The organism is Achromobacter deleyi (genome assembly GCF_902859705.1).
GTDB classification, from domain to species: Bacteria; Pseudomonadota; Gammaproteobacteria; order Burkholderiales; family Burkholderiaceae_B; genus Achromobacter; species Achromobacter deleyi.
On the sequence record NZ_CADIJO010000004.1, the window covers coordinates 222,244 to 240,787 of the forward strand.

The following is an 18,544-nucleotide window of genomic DNA, read 5'->3' on the forward strand; positions in this document are numbered from 1 at the left end:
ATTCTCAAGCGGCATGTTTCACGTGAAACATTGAGCATAGCCTTCGTACTGATATCTGCCATTCAGAATCCAAGAATATGAATGACCTCCCCAGGCGCTGTTCAATGATGGAAACGATGATCATCGTTGTATGTTTCACGTGGAACATAATTCACTGAACGGGGCTTGAGACCAGCGGGAGAGGCTAGGTGGAATGCCACACCGCACTACTTGATAAGGTGACCGAAAGGCTGCACCGCCAATGTTTCACGTGAAACATACCAAGGAAGCAGTAGCACTCAGCATCGAAACCCCGATCCCGCTGCACACTGCAACGCGTGAAGTGAACGCACCCGAACCCTGTAGTTCATCAGTCTATCGAGAATGTTCCACGTGAAACACGCGAAAACTGAGGCAGATCATTCAGCTTCGCAGACCTTATGCGCGGCCCCTCCCGTGACGTTTCACGTGGAACACAGCAAATCCATCAGGCCGTAGGGACCAATATGAGTGCTCGCACAGGTCGGAAAGGTCAAAACAGCTTCGACGCTAGGGCCTGATCACGAAGACACGCCCTTCCATCAAGACATTCGCGCACCCATCCAATCCATCCACGTTGAAAAGAAGACAGTTTTCAGAGCCCTACCCTACCCCTTACCCCAAAATATGGTGAATTTTTGGGTTTCACGTGAAACATGGACCGAAGCCGCACCCAAGCTTCCTGTCCCAGTCAACGGAAAATTCAAGAACCTCTCGGAAGATTACGGGCAGCACCAGGCCGGTTGACCATCTCCCGTCATCCGACTGAAACATAGCAAGGCAAGAATTTCGAACACTGCGGGCAGTCCGTAACCAGGGTCCGCAGCCCCTCCAACACAGGATCGGCTCAATCCCTTATGCGTCCCCGCAATTGGGCACGACTACGTCCTGGTGCATCCGGCCCAACCCCCAGTGCAACCGCAAACCAAGGCAGGACCGCAGCAGTAACTTCATCCCGCACTGAGAACGTCGCCACGCCCAGCATCCAGGGCAACCATGATTTATCAACATATCAATCCACAGTCCGCTCGGGCTGCAATCGGCCGGTTTCACGTGGAACAACTTTGGGGATAACTTGGGAAGAGGCTTCGATTCAACAGGAGAGATTGCCCCGTAATCAGCCACGAAGTACCGACGGCAATTCAAATACCCAGATTTGGCAAAACGCACAAAACGGCAATGCCTTCCCAGGGAAATTGTCTTTAGAGCCCGTACTCTGCTACGCGTCCGGCCCGCTTCGCCGCCCTTTCTGGAGGATATGGTGACGCGCTAATCAGCCTATGAAAAACGGTGGAAAAAATTGTGGATAAGTCAGCGCTATCGAACCCATTGGCTTTCTTAAAATCTTCGATGCGCCTGCCCGCAATGCGCATGTGCCCCAACTAGGCCGCGTACCAAACATGCTCGATGCGGGTCACACCCCCTCGGGAACTTCATCTCCCTGCCGAAGTCCAATCGCCGCTCTGTCTGGATCCGACTGCCGTACGCGCGCCGCACTTATCCCCAACCTTATTCAGATCTGCGATCAAGCGCTGCCCTGTGCACAAGTTGCCGGGGACGCTTGATGCAACAAATATCTTGCCCTCCCCTCACGGGCAACGCCATCATCCATTTGGCTGAGGCGGCATGCCAGCCACCTGTGGAAAAGTCGACGAAAGGAAATTCGACGCGAATTTTCCTTTCACGTGAAATCCACAGCAGCCCGATCATGGGCGCCGGCCAGGCCCCACTCAGAACACCAGATTCCCCCCGGCCGAGGTCACGCGAGGACTGCTATCCCCATTTCTATCCACAGGTTGAGCACCCATCATTTGGGCGCCGAAGGCCTAATTCTGTGCATAACCGGGATGGGGATATCTTTGTGAACAACCGCCACCGAGGCGACCCGAACCGCCGTCCTTACCTCGGCCCGCCGGCGTAAAAAAAGATCGGCCCGCGCAGAAAAACAATCAACAAAAGCCGCGTAACCACATGGTTTCCCTACGGAAAAGCGCTGTTTCCCATGGAACGGCAAGCTGGCAGCCTGGTGCTGTCAGTGCGGGGATCGACGTCAAGAACGCAATTCATGAGGTGTCTAAAAATGTGCAAAACCGTGATTTCAAATTCACGGTTGCTTCATTACTGAGCAGCCGGATACTCATGCCCGAAAATAATTATCCACAAACTTATCCAAGGTTGGAGGATATGTTAGTGAACACTAACATTGAGCGCATCTAAGGCGGCACAAAGCTCGGCCGGAATGAAACAACGCCCCAGACCGTGAGGTTCTGGGGCGTCGTAGCCAGGCTTGGCCTGGCAGACGGGAAATTGGGATTTCCCGATTTAGAGCGGGCGAATTTCGGCCGCTTGAGGTCCTTTCGGACCATCCTTGACTTCGAATTCGACTTCCTGCCCTTCGTTCAGGCTGCGATAGCCGCGGCCCTGGATGGCGGAAAAGTGTGCGAAAACATCGGTACCGCCGGTGTCCGGCGTGATGAAACCGTAACCCTTGTCAGCGTTGAACCACTTAACTTTGCCCTTCTGAGCCATTTTCCTAGCGTCCTGTAATTAACTCGAAATGCAATGAATCAAGGACGCCGTGAGAACTGAACGACCGGTAGGGATACCTGCGTTGCTGCTGCGTTCTCGCATGCCGCAAAAGCAGCAGAACGAGTCCGCGCGCTGCTTGAATCAACTGCGGAATCAGCATACTCATCCGACATTACAGACTCATATAGTTGTTTACCCCAATGTCGTATTTTTCTGACTGGAAACGCAATCCCGTCACGCGGAATTAGCCTGCCGACGCGCCAGCAATGCGTACATCGGACCGGTCACGATCACGACGAATACCATGCGCGTGACGTGGAACGCGGTGACCACGGGAACCCCTAGCTGCAGCACTTTCGCGGTGATGGCCATCTCTGCGATGCCACCTGGCGTAGTGCCCAGGATCAACGTGGGAATCGGTGCCGCGGACCATAGCGACAACAAGGCGCCCAGGCCAAATGCCAACGCCAACGCGATGACCGTGAACACGGCCACTGCGGCAATGAAGCGCGGCGCCGCACGGAAGAAATCGGGCCGATAGCGATCACCCAACGACCACCCGATAAAGAGCTGGCCGATCTTGGGCACGAAGTCCGGCAACGCCGACAGTTCGATGCGGTTGCTGGTGAGCAGCATGGCCACCAGCATCGGCCCCAGCACCCACGGATTGGGCAGCCTCAGCTTCATGAAGAACAGGCCTCCGATGCAGGTCAGGCCCACCAGCGCAGCCAGGCCTGCACCATCCACGGTACGCGGCCCTGGCACGGTCGGATCGATGCCCGCCACGCCCCACCACTGGAAGATGAAGGGCACCGTCAACACCACCATCAGCACACGCACGCTGTGCGCCGTCGCCACGCGATCGATACGCGCACCATGCCGTTCCGCCAGGCTGGCCATCTCGCTGGCGCCGCCCATCGCGCAAGAGAACCACGCCGTCTTGAAATCGACATCGGTGTAGCGCCGCAGGATGGCGGTGCCGATGAACGCCAGCCCCAACGCGAACAACATGCCGACGATGATCGGCCCGGCGTTGGTGCCGATGTGCCCGATGACCTGCGGCGTGAAATACAGGCCCAGCGACGTGCCGATGACCCACTGCCCTGCGTTGCGCGCCGGGCGCGGGCAGACCGTGCGAAGACCGCCGATCCGCACCGCCGCCGTCAACAGCAGCGCCCCCAGCATCCAGGGCAGCGGGATGTGCGCCCACACCGCCAGCAAGGCCCCCGTCAACGCGATCGCCAATCCGCCGAAGACTCTCAACAACATGTTCTGCACCACGACACCGTCCACGCCATAAGCTCATGAGAAACCGGAATTATGAGTTAGTGGGATACTTACGAAAACTCCCGTGCATACCTAGCGTTCACCTTCGCGTCCACCATGATCCGATCCAAACTTCCCGACGTCGGCACCACCATCTTCACCGTCATGAGCCGCCTGGCCATCGAGCACAAGGCCATCAACCTGGGCCAGGGCTTTCCCGACTTCGATCCCGACCCGGCGTTGTGCGCGCTGGTCAGCAAGGCCATGGCCGACGGCCATAACCAGTACCCCTACATGCCCGGCGTGGCGCCTCTGCGCGAAGCCATCGCCGCCAAGACGCAGGCCCTGTACGGCCGCGCCTATGACCCCGAAACCGAAATCACCGTCACCAGCGGCGCCACCGAAGCCCTGATGGCCACGGTACTGGCCGCCGTGAACAGCGGCGACGAAGTCGTGGTCATCGAGCCCTGCTACGACTCGTACCTGCCCGCCATTCGCCTGGCCGGCGGCACGGCCGTGCCGGTGCCGCTGCGCGCGCCCACCACGGACGACCCCTACTACCGCATCGACTGGCAGCGCGTGCGCGACGCCATCACGTCCAAGACGCGCCTGCTGATGCTGAACTTCCCGCACAACCCCACCGGTGCCGTGCTGGACGACAGCGACCTGGACGCGCTGGAAGCCATTGTGCGCGACACCGGCGTGCTGCTGGTGTCCGATGAGGTCTACGAACACATCGTGTTCGACGGCAAGCCGCACGCCAGCGTGGCGCGTCGCCCGCTGCTGGCCGAGCACGCCTTTGTCATTTCATCGTTCGGCAAGACCTACCACACCACCGGCTGGAAGATCGGCTACTGCTGCGCGCCGCGCCAATTGAGCGCCGAGCTGCGCAAGGTGCACCAGTTCATGGTGTTCACGGTGCCCTCGCCCATGCAATTCGCGCTGGCCGAATTCATGCGCGATCCCAAGCCCTACCTGGACCTGCCCGCGTTCTACCAGGCCAAGCGCGACCGCTTGGCCCAAGGCCTGGCCAAGACGCGTTTCAAGCCGCTGCCCAGCCCCGGCACCTTCTTCCTGCTGGCGGACTACAGCGATATCTCCAAACAGAGCGAAGCCGATTTTGCGCGCGACCTGACGGTGCGCCACGGTGTGACGGTGATCCCGGTGTCGGCCTTCTACCAGAAGCCCGATGCGCCGGAATCGAACCACCGCATCGTGCGCTTCTGTTTCGCCAAGAAAGACACCACGCTGGACGCGGCGCTGGAACGCCTGGCGCAAGTCTGACCGAGCAATACGTCTTGCAGAAAAAAGCCCCTTGCGGGGCTTTTCTTTTGCTCACACCGGATCGGCGGCAATCTTCCTGGCGCGGCGCACTCGCCGCATGATCTGCGGCACCACCACCACTGCGGCGGCCGCCACCCACAACGTGATCGCGACGGGACTGGAGAACAGCACCGACACGTTGCCATCGGTCATCGACAAGGCGCGGCGCAGGTTCTGTTCCATCATGTTGCCCAGCACCACGCCCAGCACCAGCGGCGCCATCGGCACGCCGAACTTGCGCAGCAGGTAGCCCAGCGTGCCGATGGCCGCGACCAGCAACAGGTCGAACGTACCAGCATTGATGGCATACACGCCGATATAGCTGATGCACAGGATGCCCGGCACCATCAGCCAACCCGGCACCGACAGCACCTTCGAGAACACGCGCACCAGCGGCACGTTCATGATGAACAGCAGCACGTTGGCCACGAACAGCGACGCAATCAATCCCCACACCAATTCCGGCTTGGATTCGAACAACACGGGCCCCGGCGTGATGTTGTAGAGCGTCAACGCCCCCATCATCACCGCGGTCGTGCCCGACCCCGGCACGCCCAACGTCAGCATCGGCACGAACGAGCCGATGGCAGAGGCCGTGGCCGCGGCTTCCGGCGCCACCAGGCCGCGCATGTCGCCACGGCCGAACTTGGCATCCGGATCCTTGGCCTCGATGATGCGCTTCTCTTGCGAGTAGGCCACGGCTGCCGCCACGCTGGCGCCGGCGCCGGGCAACACGCCCACGCCGAAGCCCACGAAGGCGCTGCGCACCACGCTCCACCAGGTGAAAGCCATCTCTTTCAGATTGAAGATCTTGCGGCCGCTGGACTCGACCTCGACGCTATGCCCGGCCATCACCTTTTCCAGCATTTCCAGCATTTCGCTGACCGCGAACAACGCAATCACCACCACCACGAAATCGATGCCGTCGGCCAGATGCACGGAGTCGAAGGTATAGCGGTATACGCCCGAGTTCGCGTCCACGCCGATCACGGAAATCGACAACCCGATCATCGCGGCCAGCACGCCTTTCACGGGCTGCTTGCCCAGCAGGCTGGTCAGGCAGCAGAACGCAAAGATCATCAGCACGAAGTATTCGGCAGGACCGAATGCCAATGCCCATTTGGCCAAGGTCGGCGCCAGCAGAACCACGCCCACCACCGATACCAGCGCACCAAAGAATGCCGACCATGCCGACAGCGACAGGGCCACGTTGGCCAGGCCCTGGCGCGCCAGCGGATAGCCGTCCAGCGTCGTCATGATGGCGCTGGCTTCGCCCGGCACGTTGATCAGGATCGAGGTGATGCGGCCGCCGTATTCCGCGCCGACATACACCGCCGCCAGCAGGATCAGCGCCGTCTCGGGCGGCAGGTTCATCGCAAACGCGATGGGAATCAGCATCGCGACGCCGTTGATCGGCCCCAGGCCCGGCAACACGCCCACCATGGTGCCGAAGAACGAGCCGATGGCGGCCACCAGGATGTTGGTCCACGAGAACGCAACACCGAAGCCCATCGACAGGTGATCAAGAATTCCGCTCATATCAGGTTCTCCAGCAGCCCGCCGGGCAGGACCACGTCCAGCACCTTGTCGAACAACACGTAGAAGAAAGCGCTCATGACGATGCCGCCGATCGCGCACTTGGCCCAGCCGCCGCCGAACAGGCGGCCGACAAACACCGTCATCAACGCGGTGGCGATGATGAAGCCGAGCCACTGGAAGAGAAAGGCATACGCCGTGGCGAACAGCACCATCATCACGATGCGCACGTTGGCGCCGGCCGGGTTGGCTTCGACGGCATTGCCGCCCTTGTAGGCCAGCCGCAGGCCACACAGGCCGATGATCAATGCCAGCAGCAGCGGGAACGCGCGCGGCCCCACCGGTTCGTAGGCGAATGGCGCTTCAATGCCCCACCCCGCCCATGTCATGAAGGCCGCCAGCGCAAGCGCGGCGATGCCCAGGATGCGATCGTTCATGATCAGATTTCCGTTGGTAGCAGGACCGCGCGGCGCAAGCCCGCCCCGGCCGCAGGCAGTACCGGCGGCAACGGGGGGGCGCCTGCAGGCGCGGTTGAAAGGAACGCCTTGCGGCTTATTTCTTGACCAGGCCGAAAGAGTCGGCCAGTTCAGCGTATTGCTTGACCTGCTGCTTCACGTACGCATCCAGGTCGGCGCCCGTCTTGTTGAAGGGAAACAGGCCCTGTTGTTCGCGCAGCTTGGAGAACTCGGGGGCGCTGGTGACGCGATTGAACGCGGTGACCCAGAACTGGTAGTCGGCATCCGACACCTTGGGACCGACGTAGAAGCCGCGGATGATCGGCCAGACGATGTCGTAGCCCTGTTCCTTGGCGGTGGGCACGGTGCCCAGCTTGCCCGGCAGGCGTTGGTCGTTGAACACGGCCAGCACGCGGATGGGAGCGCCGCCCTCGAGCATCGTGAAGGCTTCGGCCGCATCGCCCATGTAGGCCTGGATGTGGCCGCCACGCAGCGCCGTCACGGCTTCGCCACCGCCTTCAAAGGCCACGAATCGCATCTTCTTGAAGTCGACGCCCGCCGCCTTGGCGGTCAAGGCTGCCTTCATCCAGTCCTGGCTGCCGACCGTGCCGCCGGCGCCCAGCACGATCTTGGTCGGGTCCTGCTTGAACGCGTCCATCAGGCCCTTCAGGTCGGTATAGGGCGAATCGTTGCGCACCACGGCCACGCCGTAGTCAGTGCCGATGGCGGCTAGCCAACGCACGTCGTCGACGTTGTACTTGCCGAACTTGCCCTGCGCCAGGTTCAGCAGCGAACCGCCCGAGAAGGCCACGATGGTGCCGGGCTCGTTGGGATGCTGCGCCACGATGTTGTTGTAGGCCACGGCGCCAATGCCGCCCGGCATATAGACGATGCGCATGGCGCTCTTGAGCGCCCCGCTCTGCTTGAGGCCTTCGGTGGCCAGCCGGCAGGTCAGGTCGAATCCGCCACCGGGCTGGGCCGGCGCGATGCATTCGGGGCGGCGCGGTTCGTCGGCCGCCTGGGCGGTGCCCAGGGGCAAGGTCAGTGCGCCAAGCGCCGCGACGGCGGCCAGGCGCAGCTTCAGGCTGGTCTGCATTGTGGTGTCTCCGTGATTTATAGGTCTAGGTATGGCTGGCGACCCGGCGAAGCACGACAAGGCGGGTCCAGCGGATGCAACCGTACAAAACCGAAGCTTTCTAACACCTTTCAAAAAACGCGTTTTTCCTGACGCGCCGCAACATCGGCGGCGGATTGCAGGGAAAACACCAGGGATGCGCGCAGCCCGGGCAAGGGGGCGCGGTTCTCCAGCACCAGGCGGGCGCCCAGGGCTTCGGCGATCGTGCCGACAATGGCCAGCCCCAGGCCGGCCCCCGGCTTGTTCTTGCCGGCAGCGCCACGGCGAAAGCGGATGCCGGCACGGGCGATGTCCTCGGCCGACATGCCGGGACCGCTGTCTTCCACAGATAACCGCAGTTGCCCCGGCTCGCGCCGTACCAGCACGGTGATCGTTCCGCCGGGGGAGGTGTAACGGATCGCGTTGTCCACCAGGTTGCCGACCGCTTCGCGCAGCAGCCATTCGGCGCCCGGGACGATGGCCGGACCGGGATCGGCTTCCAGGCCGATGTCCATCTGCCGGGCACGGGCCGTAGGCAGCAAGCTGCGGATGACCCCGTCGGCCAGCGCGGCCAGGTCGACGGGTTCCAGCGAAAAGCCGCCTTCGGCCAGAGAAGCGTCTTTAGCGCGCGCCAGAGCCAGCATCTGGTTGGTGGTGCGTACGGCCCTGTCCAACCCCTCTTGCATCGCCAGAAGGGCTGTACGGACCTCCTGGGGGCATGTTTCCCGCAAGGCATAGGCGGTCTGGGTACGCAAAACCGACAGCGGCGTGCGCAATTGGTGGGATGCGTCGTCCAGGAACTGGCTCTGGACCCTCGCCTGGGCCGCGTAGCGGGCCATGTGGAGGTTTACGGCGCCAACCAGGGGCAGGACCTCACCCGGCAGGTCGGACGCGCTGACGGGGCTTAAATCGTCTGCAGGACGCCTTTCCAGCTCTTGCCTCAGCCGCGCCAGGGGGCGCAAGGCCATGAAAACGCCCAGGATGATCACCAGGACGCTGATCAGGATCACGGCCAGGTCACGCTCTACCGACCGCACCAGCACCTGGTGCAGGAACGCCTGGCGGCTTTCCAGGCCTTCGGCAACCTGGACGATAACCCGTCCCCCTTTGTTCGCGTAAAGCGGCGGATCCATCGCCCGCGCCAGCGCGGCGACCCGGACCGGCATGCCCAGATACGTCGCATAAAAAAACTGCGGTTCGCCAGACACCAGCGGCTGAGTGGGCATGGGCAGCTCAGGATGGCCGATTTCGGCCAGCCCGTCTTCGGTCGCCACCCGGTAGAACACGCTGCCATTGGCCGTCAGCTCGAAAAATTCCAGCATCAGGTACGGCTGCTCCATGGCTAATCCACCGCTGGCTGTGGATATGTTGTGGTCGATCGCGCGCAGCGCGCCGGCAAGCGAGCGGTCGTACGCAATGTCGACCTGGTTGCGCAACTGGTGGTTCGACAGCCACAAGGCACCCATCATTACTAAAACTAATGTGGGGATCAGCCACCAGAGAAGCTGGGTCTTCAGGGTCCGGGTGCGGTTTTTTTTCCTGGAAAACCGGGTTTTTTCCGGAAAACTAGTTGTCAACAGCGTTCTCCAGGCAGTAGCCCATGCCGCGCATGGTTGTGATCTGCACGCCTGTTTCCGCCAATTTTTTGCGCAACCGGTGCACCAGAACCTCGATGGCCTCGAGGTTGATGTCGGCATCGTCGGTCACGATCCGATCCAGGATCTGCTGCTTGTTGATCGGTTCGCCGCTTTTCTGGATCAAGACCCGAAGCACCGCGTGTTCACGTGGGGATAACTGCAAAGTCTGTCCCGAGACCGAAAATTTTTGCGCGGAAGTCTCGAAAACCAGGTTCCCCAGGGCAAGTCGCGGGTGTTCGCGACCTCGGCTGCGTCGTACCAACGCGATCAAACGCGCCTCCAACTCTTCCACAACAAACGGTTTCGGCAGGAAATCGTCTGCGCCCTGGTGAAGTGTCCCGATTTTTTCGGCCAGTGAATCGCGCGCGGTCAGGACCAGGACCGGCGTTCGATCGTCCCGCGCGCGAATCTTCGCCAGCAAAGTGTGGCCATCCATGCCTGGCAATCCCAAGTCCAGCACGATTGCATCGAATTCTTCGACGGCCAACCTTCTTTCGGCAACCAGGCCGTCATCGGCCCACTCGACGACGAAACCCGCATGTCGGGCCAGGCTTCTGGCCAACCAGCGAGCAAGTTCAGCTTCGTCTTCTATCAGGAGGATGCGCATGGACGGAGTCCGGGGGGGCGTGGCTGGGAGCTAGGAGAAAGCATGTTTGTCTTTTCCCTGTATTTCTCTTTATATAAAGACTAATGATTAATAAGGCCTGTGGATAACTACCTTAACCTTGGAAACCTGTTTTTTTTCATGAACTTGCGGCCGTTTTTGGCTGTGCAAGAACTCTGTGTGGGAAAAAAGTTGAAGTTGGACAAGATTTCGGACCTGGCCCAAAACCTCCGCTTGTTCAACTTGCCTCCACACAATGTGCACAACCTGCCGCCTTAGGAGTTATCCACAGGCCCTTTTCTGGAAGCCGGGGTCGGAAGCGGCACTTTTACCCCGAAAAACCGCCTATTGCCTACCCTGGTTTTCGCCCCTTTCCAGCCCCGTAAAGGGCCCTGCAGGCGCCTGGGAAATTGGCCCTGCCTGGGGAGGAATCCCTGCCGCGGTTGACGGTTGCCTGAACAAAAAGTGAGCAGCTTTCCGCCGTAGAATTCGGCCATGGCACGACAAATCAGAATCAAGAAACCAGCCTGGGCGACCTGGCTGAGAGGCCGTTTGCTGGCCGACAACTTGCCCGCCACACTGTGCGCGGCGGCGTTGATGGGACTGGCTGGCGCACTGGCCACCGTGATATTTCGGGAATTGCTGGGCGGGATCCAGATGCTGCTGGCCGGTGCGGACGAACCGCATGGCATGGTCTCGCTTGCGCGGGGCCTGTCAGCCTGGCAAAGATTCCTGTTGCCGGCGGCAGGAGGCGCGATTGCCGGGCTGATCTTGCAATGGGCGGCCAGCCGCCTGCCCAGGCGCGGCGCTGCCGACTATATGGAAGCGATCTCCATCGGCCGCGGTGTCATCGGCTTTCGGCAAACCGTGGCGCGCAGCATTTCTTCTTTGTTTTCAATTGGTTCCGGGGCATCCATTGGGCGTGAAGGCCCCATGGTGCAGCTGGCCGCCATGTTCTCGTCGCTATCCGGTCGCTACCTGGTGCTGCCGCCGCGCCACCTGCGCCTGCTGGTGGCCTGCGGCGCCACGGCCGGGATCACCGCGGCGTACAACGCGCCGATCGCGGGCGCCCTGTTCATTTCGGAAATTGTCTATGGCGCGATTTCGTCGGCCACCCTGGTTCCGCTGGTGGTGTCGTCGGTGGTCGCCAACATCGTGACCCGCCAGATCCTGCACTACGACGCGGTTTTCCATATGCCGCCTTTCGACTTCGTATCGGGCTGGGAAGTGGTCAATTATCTGGGTCTGGGGCTGATCGCCGGCCTGGTGGCACCGCAATTCCTGCGTTTTCTGGATGCGTCCAAGGCACTGTTTCGGCGCATGCCGCTGCCGTTGTGGACCCGCATGGCGGTCGGCGGGCTGGTGGTTGGGGCCTTGTCTGTGTTCAAGCCCGAAGTCTGGGGCAACGGCTACAGCGTGGTGAACAGCATGCTGCACAGCGAGTGGGCCTGGCAGGCTGTGGCGGCGGTACTGCTGTTCAAGATCGTGGCGACCGGCGCCAGCGTGGGCTCGGGGGCAATCGGCGGCGTGTTCACGCCGACGCTGTTTGTAGGCGCGGCCGTCGGCGCCCTCTATGGCAGCGGATTGCATGCGCTGTTTCCCGCTGGTGACCTGTCTGCCGTGTCGAGTTATGCCGTGGTGGGCATGGGGGCGCTGCTCGCTGCCACGACGTATGCGCCGTTGATGTCGATACTGATGATCTTCGAGATGACGTTGAGCTACGAGGTCATGTTGCCGCTGATGCTCGCCTGCATCACGGGCTTTGTCATTGCGCAGAAAATTCGGCCGGATTCGGTGTATGCCAAGTCGTTGGCCAGCAACCGGATCGCTCGGGAGCAGATCCGTGCAGTGCCGTCATTGCATGCCGACAAGCCAGGGAGCTCTTGAGAAAAGTGCTTGAATACAGGGGTTTTGCATAAGTAATCCCCCATTTTATATTTTATGAGTAAAAGCTCATATTGTTCTTTTTTCCCAAGAAATGATGAAAGCGATATCGTCGAATTCATCGCCATTTTTCTTGGCTTTCAGAGTTGAATATGGCGTTGGGGCGCGCATGATTCATGCGCGTTCGTGATCTTCAATAAATGAGTAATTACTAATTTATTGAAAGGAGTCTCATCGCAGAGACTTGGTCATGAAAACGCGCTTCAAACCAATCTCTTCGGCGCGATGCGTTTCAACGTAGCCATAGCGTTGATAGATGCCAATGTTCTCGGTCATCGATTCCTGCGTGTAAAGCCGTATCTGCCGATAGCCCGCCTGGCGCGCCTGAATCTCGGCCCACTGCATCAGTTCGCGTCCATACCCCTTGCCTTGCGCGGCCGGAGAAACGGCTACGTTGTCGAGCAGCAAGCAGTCCGGCTCGCGCACCAACACCAGCACGGCCTGTATGCCGGCGTCGTCTTCCAGCACTTGCGTCTGGCCTTGCGAGATGCGTTGGCGGTAGTCGTCACGCATCGGACCGGGCGTTGCCCCGATGCGGTCTATGTAATGGCGATACGCGTCGTGGACGATGCGCTCGATGGCGGCCAGGTCGGCAGTAGTGGCTTGGCGGATGCGGTGCGCGGTCATGCCGGCTCTCGGGAGCTGCAGGGGTTCAAAGGTCGAAAAAGACAGTCTCGTCCGTGCCCTGCATATGCACGTCGAACTCATACGTTACCTCATTGCCCTTCTGCACGCGCCGGGCGATCAAGGTGTGGCGGCGCCCGACCGGCACGGCCTTCAGTACGGCATCGCCAGAATTGCGCTGGGTTTCATCGTCAAAGTAGACGCGTGTGAATACATGCAGCAGCAGTCCACGCATGGTGACGACCATGTCGATATGCGGCGCCTCGCCTGGCGATTGAGCACCTGGTTTTACGGTATCGAAGCGATATCGATGTTGTGCATCGGTGCCAGTACCGCTACGGCCAATTCCCCGAAAACCGCCCTTCAATGCATCGTCGGCGCTACATGGATACGCGCCTTCGCCGTCCACCTGCCAGATCTCGACCAGCGCATCCGATATCGCTTCGCCATTGCCATCGAGTATCCGGCCTTCGAGCCGGATGCGTTCACCGCGCGCATGACCCAGGGCCACTACGCTGCCGTAGGGCTGGTTGAAGTCGTAGCCGTACTGCGAGGCCGCCAATCCGTAGGCGAAGTACGGGCCGACGGTCTGTGACGGGGTCTGTCCAAAATTGGTTTCAAGTCCGTGCATCATGAGCGAGTCTCACTGGTTTTCAAACGGGGTTTCATCCACGCCACGCAATACGATGTCAAAGCGATACCCCAGGGCGTAGCCCTCCACTGTCAAGTCGAGGCTGAAATCCGCCACCAGCCGGCTGCGAGCGGCTGGTGGCGTCCCGGTATACATCGGGTCGAATGGCAGCAGCGGATCCCCGGGAAAGTACATCTGCGTGACCAGGCGGCTGCCGAAGCACTGGCCAAACAGGGATAGGTGAATATGTTGCGGGCGCCAGGCGTTGGGGTGATTGCCCCACGGGTAGGCGCCCGGCTTGATCGTGAGGAAGCGATAGCGCCCTTCGTCGTCGGTCATGCACCTGCCGGCTCCCAGAAAGTTGGGATCCAATGGCGCGTCGTGTTGGTCCGCCTTGTGCACGTAGCGACCGGCGGCGTTGGCTTGCCATATTTCCACGAGCGTATTGCGCACTGGGCGACGCCGGTCATCGAGCACCTGACCTGCCAGTACCATGCGTTCACCGATGGGCTCGCCATTGCGGCGGGCATTTCGGGTCAGGTCATGATCGAGTTCGCCGACGCAATCATGGCCGTAAACCGGACGACGCAGTTCCCCCAATGCCGACTTCAACGGTACCAAGGGCTGCTGCGGTCCGCGCTTGGCGGTCGAGCGGTAGCCCTCGTAAAGATAGGCGGGATGGCTGTGCCAGTCTCGTGCAGACAGGCTGGCAGCTGCAACTCGCGGTGTCAGGGGGGCGATTTCGGTCTTCATCGAAGTCTCCATGGGTAAATGAAGCGGATTCATCCCCGCGATGGGGGCTGTGCCCCGACGGGGGCGTCGATCAGGCCTCTCTCGCGCAACAGGGTCGCGACCAGGCCGAATGCGTGATTGGCTACCGGCACGCCGCAATAGATGGCCGCCATCAAGATGATTTCCTTGATGTCGTCCGGCGAGAGGCGCGATTCCTGGGGGCCATCCAACGCCGCACGCACGTGCAGCATGAATTCGTCATAGGCGTGGGTGCCAAGCATCATTGCCAACACCAGGTATCGCCGTGTCTTGTCGCCCAGGCCGGGACGGCCCCAGATGTCGTTCCAGGCATGACGCGTGATCTGGTCCTGGAAGTCGGCCGTGAACGGATTGCGTGCGGCCTTTGACCGGTCCACCCAGGCGTCGCCGAGAATGCGGCGGCGATTGCGTTCGCCGGCCTGACATGCGGCGTTTTCGGCATCCGAGGCGTGGACAGAATCTGGCAATGGCTTTGGGTTCATGGCGAACGTCCTGTGGATAAGTTCCTGATGACGGTCAGCCCGCATCGACACTGTCGAATTCGCGCCGGAGCCTGTCGGCCTGTTGCTGCGTAGTTACGGCGATGTCATCCGCCAATTCAGCGTTGAACCACTGGCCGGCCACGCTCGACGGCAGTGCCTGGACAAGCCGCTGTATGTTCTGGCGCATGCGGGCGGTGTCGACGACCAGCCCTTGCAGCGCATCGGCCATGGCGGCCAGGCTGCCATGCACGGTCATGACGAGCGCCGGCCATTCGGCCAGCTCGGCCTGCCAGAGTCCCAATGCGCGCTCGTTTTCCTGTGGCATGGCGGCCAACAGACTGGCGACCTGCTGAGGGGCGCGCGCCGCAGCCGAGATGGCGGTCAGGCAGGACACAGGATTGCGTTTGTGCGGCATGGCGGACGAACCGCCACGTCCAGGCCCGGACGGCTCGAAGACCTCGCTGAGTTCAAACTGTCCTGCCAGCGACAGATCGCGGCCAATCTTGCCCAGGCTGCCGGCCAGGACACCCAGTTCGCAGCCCAGGCTGACCCAGGCATCGCGCTGGGTGTGCCAGGAGATCTCCGGGTTATGCAATCCCAACGAACGTGCCATGCTCGCGGCGACCGCCGGGCCCTTGCCTTTCATCTGCGCCAAGGTGCCGACGGCGCCTCCCAGCTGCAGCTGCAGGGCTTGTCCGGCCGTACGATGCAATCGCAAGTGCGCGCGCACCAATGGCGCGGTCCAGGCCAGGCATTTGAATCCGAAGCTGGTGACTGACGCCGGCTGCATCAATGTGCGCGCCAGTATGGGGTCCCGCGCATGTCTGTGGGCCAGCGCCAGGCCGGCATATACCGCCCGGCGCAGATCCTTGGCGATCAACGCCAGCGCGTCGCGGGTCACCAGTGCAAGGGCCGTGTCGGCAATATCCTGGCTGGTGCTGGCCATATGCGTGAACGCGCAGGCGGCTTCGCTTTGCGCCTGTACCGCCTGTTTCAATGCCTGTATCAGCGGAATCGCGACGCTGCCGGCGCCGGCTTCCTGGGCCATGATCGCCGCCACGTCGTAGCCGGCAATATCACAATGCCTGGCGATGACGCGGGCGGCATCGACGGGAATCACGCCGTGTTCGGCCTGAGCTTCTGCCAACGCGGACTCCACGCGCAGCATGGCGGCCAGCACTTCTCGATCGGAAAAGCACTCGCGGCATGACGCATGTGACAGAAATGATTCAAACAAGGTCATGCGTCTTCTGCCTTGCGGGCCTGGATCAACCGCACCAGTCCCAGCAGCATCTCGGTATGCGGCACCGCTATCCCCGCCCGGTGAGCGCGGGCCACCACCTCGCCGTTGATGGATTCGATTTCGGTCTGGCGTCCTGCAATGACGTCCTGCAGCATGGATGGCTTGTGCGCCTTGTGCCTGGCGAGGGCATCGGTGACGCTGGCCATGCAATGCGCAGCGTCGGCGTTGATGCCGGCTGACTGCGCGGTTGCGATCACTTCGGCCACCACCGCCCGCGCCAATGCCAGGCCGTCGGATACTGCGTTCAACTGCCCCACCGTGCAGCCAGTGACCGCGCAAAGGCTGTTCAAGGCGGCATTGAAGGCCACTTTCTCCCAGATGGCAGTCCAGGCCTGCGGATCGACTTCGCACCGCAAGCCGGCCAGACTCAGTATCTTTGCCACCTGAGTTGCAGCCTTCTGCTGCTGGATCTCGACCGGCATGATGCGGACCAGGCCCTGCCCGTGTGAACGCACTTGGCCGGGGCCGACAAGATCGGCAGGCCAGGTGGTCATTCCGATCAGGATGCGGTCCTGCCGCACATGGCGGCCGACCGCTTCGATGTTGCCAAGTCCATTTTGCAGGGTCAGCACCAAGGTATCCGGTGAGAGCAGTCTGCGTACGCCTGCCAGCGCCGCTTCCGTGTGCAAAGTCTTGGTGAACACAATCAGCAGATCGGGGGATACTTGCGCCTGCTCGGGGCGCATGGCAGTCAACCGCGTTACCTGGCGATCACCGCTGTCGGTGCACAGGCCCAGGCCGTTGTTGCGGATGGCGTTCAGATGTCCTTCGTTGATGTCCAGCAGAATGACATCTTGACCCGCCTCGGCCAGCAGGCCGCCGAACAATGAACCCATTGCGCCAGCACCGAGAATTGCGATGTTCATGCGTGCTCCTTTTGTGCAGGAATGTGCCGGCGCACCAGCAGCAACGCGATCAGTGCTACCACCATGACAGAGCCCAGCAGTGTCAGATAGCCTTGCGCACCCCCTCGGGTAATGACGGTTGCGCCGATGAACGCGCTCAAAATCGCCCCCAGGCGTCCAAAAGCCAGCGCGGATGCCGTGCCGGTCGCCCGCACGCTGGTGGGATAGATGAAGGCGCAGAGCGCATACATGGTGGACTGCACGGCATTGACGAACAGGCCATGCACGCCGAAGCCGAAGATCAACAGGCTGCTGCTTTGCGTCGCGTCGACCTGCAGCATGGCGAATGCGCTGATGGCCGCCCCCAGGCAGCAGATCGCCAGCGGCCAGAGCGAGCCCCAGCGCGTCATGGCGACCGCGCATGCCAGTGCGCCGATGACGCCGCCCAGGTTGTAGGCGGTCAAGCCCGAACCGGCGATACCCAACGGCAAACCTTCGGACGCCAGCATGGTCGGCAACCAGCTGAATGCGCTGTAGACGGCCGTCAGGCACATGAAGAACGCGACCCAGATGGCGATGGTGTCGCGTGCGAAGCCGGCGATGAACAGGGCGCGGAAGCCGCCCTGCTTTTCGTTGGCTTGCTCACGCACGTCGGTGTAGCGCACGCCATCGGCCATGGGGCGTTCCATTCTGAGCAGCAGCTTGGTCAACTCGGCCCAACGGCGTGGATGGCGCGACAGATAGCGGGGGGACTCGGGCAGCATGATCAGCAACAGAATGCCCAGGGCGATGGCCAATGCGCCGCCCATGAAGAACAGCGCGCGCCAGCCATATGCGGGCAAGACCTGGCCGGCGAAAAGACCTGCCAGCATTCCGCCCAAGGGGACGCAGACAATCGTGGCGGTCACGGCCAGCGTGCGTCGGCGTGCCGGTGTGAATTCGGCGGTCATCGTGGTGGAGCTGGGCAACGCACCCCCGATACCCAATCCGGCGATGAATCGCAGGACGGCAACGGTCATGGCGTCCGGCGCCAGTCCGATCGCGCAAGTGGCTGTACCGAACACGAGCACGCTGCATATCACCGCCATCCGGCGCCCGAAGCGATCGGCGAACAATCCCGCGAAGGCGCTGCCGATACCCATCCCGATCAATCCCGCAGCGACGGCGGGGGCGAACGCTTCGCGCGTGATGCCCCACTCCTTGATCATCATCGGAATGGCAAAGCCGATGAGCTGGCCATCAAAGCCGTCCATCACGATCGACAAGGCGGCAAGCAGCACGACGAACTTCTGCATGCTGGTGTAGGGGCCGTCGTCGAGCATCTTGCCGATATCGGCTGTACCCGCCGCCGGACGTTCCGATGCAACGGGACCCCGCTGCGCGGATGCGCCGAAGGGTGGAACCGCCATGGCCCGCTGTGCCGACGGCAAGGAAGAAGGTGATGTCATTGTTGTCTCCGATC

The 18,544-nt window shown here is 61.6% G+C and carries 16 protein-coding genes; 2 read left to right on the forward strand and 14 right to left on the reverse strand.

Going from position 1 to position 18,544, the window contains the following annotated elements:
- Nucleotides 1-2,340: 2,340 nt before the first annotated feature.
- Nucleotides 2,341-2,547 (reverse strand): cold-shock protein, encoded by a 207-nt coding sequence (locus HV798_RS08170; RefSeq protein WP_025140381.1) that lies wholly within the window; start codon nt 2,545-2,547, stop codon nt 2,341-2,343.
- Between the two features lie 234 nt (nt 2,548-2,781).
- Entirely contained in the window at nt 2,782-3,816 is a 1,035-nt protein-coding gene (locus tag HV798_RS08175) for an AbrB family transcriptional regulator (RefSeq protein WP_175192326.1), read from the reverse strand.
- Nucleotides 3,817-3,930: 114 nt separating this feature from the next.
- Between HV798_RS08175 and HV798_RS08180 the strand changes: the two genes are divergently transcribed.
- Nucleotides 3,931-5,097 carry a pyridoxal phosphate-dependent aminotransferase gene (locus HV798_RS08180; RefSeq protein WP_175192325.1) on the forward strand — a complete coding sequence of 389 codons (1,167 nt, stop codon included), beginning with the start codon at nt 3,931-3,933 and terminating at the stop codon, nt 5,095-5,097.
- 51 nt (nt 5,098-5,148) lie between these two features.
- On the opposite strand, the gene HV798_RS08185 is transcribed toward HV798_RS08180, so the two are convergent.
- The 5 genes from HV798_RS08185 to HV798_RS08205 all read right to left on the reverse strand — a co-directional run bounded on the left by HV798_RS08185 (nt 5,149) and on the right by HV798_RS08205 (nt 10,485).
- The gene (locus tag HV798_RS08185) at nt 5,149-6,675 is read right to left on the reverse strand and encodes a tripartite tricarboxylate transporter permease (RefSeq protein ID WP_175192324.1); all 1,527 of its coding nucleotides are present in this window, start codon (nt 6,673-6,675) and stop codon (nt 5,149-5,151) included.
- Nucleotides 6,672-7,109 carry a tripartite tricarboxylate transporter TctB family protein gene (locus HV798_RS08190; RefSeq protein ID WP_175192323.1) on the reverse strand — a complete coding sequence of 146 codons (438 nt, stop codon included), beginning with the start codon at nt 7,107-7,109 and terminating at the stop codon, nt 6,672-6,674. The genes HV798_RS08185 and HV798_RS08190 overlap by 4 nt, the downstream gene beginning before the upstream one ends.
- A gap of 115 nt (nt 7,110-7,224) precedes the next feature.
- Nucleotides 7,225-8,223, reverse strand: coding sequence for a Bug family tripartite tricarboxylate transporter substrate binding protein (locus HV798_RS08195; RefSeq protein WP_175192322.1), 999 nt, complete (start codon nt 8,221-8,223; stop codon nt 7,225-7,227).
- A 110-nt stretch (nt 8,224-8,333) separates the two neighbouring features.
- Complete coding sequence (locus tag HV798_RS08200; RefSeq protein WP_246288639.1) at nt 8,334-9,710, reverse strand: sensor histidine kinase; 1,377 nt, start codon at nt 9,708-9,710, stop codon at nt 8,334-8,336.
- 97 nt (nt 9,711-9,807) lie between these two features.
- Nucleotides 9,808-10,485, reverse strand: a complete 678-nt coding sequence (locus HV798_RS08205; RefSeq protein WP_175192320.1) for a response regulator — start codon at nt 10,483-10,485, stop codon at nt 9,808-9,810.
- A gap of 492 nt (nt 10,486-10,977) precedes the next feature.
- Between HV798_RS08205 and HV798_RS08210 the strand changes: the two genes are divergently transcribed.
- Nucleotides 10,978-12,369, forward strand: coding sequence for a ClcB-like voltage-gated chloride channel protein (locus tag HV798_RS08210; RefSeq protein ID WP_175192319.1), 1,392 nt, complete (start codon nt 10,978-10,980; stop codon nt 12,367-12,369).
- A gap of 228 nt (nt 12,370-12,597) precedes the next feature.
- Here HV798_RS08210 and HV798_RS08215 read toward each other — a convergent pair whose 3' ends face one another.
- From HV798_RS08215 to HV798_RS08245, 7 genes are read right to left on the reverse strand one after another with little or no spacing between them, the layout of a single operon-like run.
- Complete coding sequence (locus HV798_RS08215) at nt 12,598-13,053, reverse strand: GNAT family N-acetyltransferase (protein ID WP_175192318.1); 456 nt, start codon at nt 13,051-13,053, stop codon at nt 12,598-12,600.
- A gap of 25 nt (nt 13,054-13,078) precedes the next feature.
- Entirely contained in the window at nt 13,079-13,684 is a 606-nt protein-coding gene (pcaG, locus tag HV798_RS08220; RefSeq protein WP_175192317.1) for a protocatechuate 3,4-dioxygenase subunit alpha, read from the reverse strand.
- Nucleotides 13,685-13,693: 9 nt separating this feature from the next.
- Nucleotides 13,694-14,434 carry a protocatechuate 3,4-dioxygenase subunit beta gene (gene pcaH / locus HV798_RS08225; protein WP_217481157.1) on the reverse strand — a complete coding sequence of 247 codons (741 nt, stop codon included), beginning with the start codon at nt 14,432-14,434 and terminating at the stop codon, nt 13,694-13,696.
- A gap of 29 nt (nt 14,435-14,463) precedes the next feature.
- Nucleotides 14,464-14,934, reverse strand: a complete 471-nt coding sequence (locus HV798_RS08230) for a carboxymuconolactone decarboxylase family protein (RefSeq protein WP_175192460.1) — start codon at nt 14,932-14,934, stop codon at nt 14,464-14,466.
- A 34-nt stretch (nt 14,935-14,968) separates the two neighbouring features.
- Entirely contained in the window at nt 14,969-16,177 is a 1,209-nt protein-coding gene (locus HV798_RS08235; protein ID WP_175192315.1) for a lyase family protein, read from the reverse strand.
- Nucleotides 16,174-17,103 (reverse strand): ketopantoate reductase family protein, encoded by a 930-nt coding sequence (locus HV798_RS08240; RefSeq protein ID WP_175192314.1) that lies wholly within the window; start codon nt 17,101-17,103, stop codon nt 16,174-16,176. The genes HV798_RS08235 and HV798_RS08240 overlap by 4 nt, the downstream gene beginning before the upstream one ends.
- Nucleotides 17,100-18,530 carry an MFS transporter gene (locus HV798_RS08245; protein WP_425486129.1) on the reverse strand — a complete coding sequence of 477 codons (1,431 nt, stop codon included), beginning with the start codon at nt 18,528-18,530 and terminating at the stop codon, nt 17,100-17,102. Before HV798_RS08245 ends, HV798_RS08240 begins: the two co-directional genes overlap by 4 nt.
- Nucleotides 18,531-18,544 lie beyond the last annotated feature (14 nt).